General features: G+C 67.7%; 1 protein-coding gene. It reads left to right on the forward strand.

The features are described from left to right. A partial coding sequence (locus IE187_RS21125) for an ArdC family protein (RefSeq protein ID WP_189677958.1) occupies window positions 1-621 on the forward strand: 621 nt, incomplete at its 5' end. Window positions 622-793 lie beyond the last annotated feature (172 nt).

Genomic DNA, 793 nt, shown 5'->3' on the forward strand with positions numbered 1-793 from the left:
ACCGTCGAATCCGTCGTCACCGGCGACACGACCGACGAGATGCGGCGCGTGCTGCGCTCCTACGCCGTGTTCAATTGCGACCAGATCGACGGGCTGTCTCCTGACTTCTACCCGAGCCCTGTCAGCATCGTGCCCCCGGCCGATGCGCTCCACGAGCGCGCGCAGCGCTTCCTCGATGCGCTGCCGGCAACCGTCCACACGCGCGGCGATCGCGCGTTCTACGACCGCACCGCCGACAGCATCACGATGCCGCCCGTCGAGCTATTCTCGACCCGCGCCTACCACGCCTCCACGCTCGCCCATGAGGCTGGCCACTGGACCGGCCATCCCGACCGGCTCGATCGCACGTTCGGCAAGCGCTTCGGCGACGACGCCTACGCGTTCGAGGAGCTTTGCGCCGAGATGACCTCAGCGTTGCTCGGTGCCGATCTTGGTCTGCCGACGTCGCATATGGACGACCACGCCGCCTATATCGGCTCGTGGTTGAAGGTGCTGCGCAAGGATAGCCGCGCGATCATGACCGCCGCGGCGAAGGCAGAAGCGGCAGCCGGCTATCTACTCCGCGCAACCGGCCTCGACGCCTCGGCCGAACCCGAGGAACAGATCCGTGAAGCGGCATGACCGCTCCGGCCGCCCTCCCCGACCTCGGCGCCTACCGGCGCTTCGTCGTGGCATTCAGTGGCGGCAAGGACAGCCTTGCCGCCCTGCTCCACCTCCTCAGCCTCGGGGTGCCGGCACACGCGATCGAGCTGCATCACCATGATGTCGATGGCCACGGCCCGACCTTCATGGA

Source organism: Sphingomonas glacialis, assembly GCF_014653575.1.
Lineage (GTDB): Bacteria > Pseudomonadota > Alphaproteobacteria > Sphingomonadales > Sphingomonadaceae > Sphingomonas > Sphingomonas glacialis.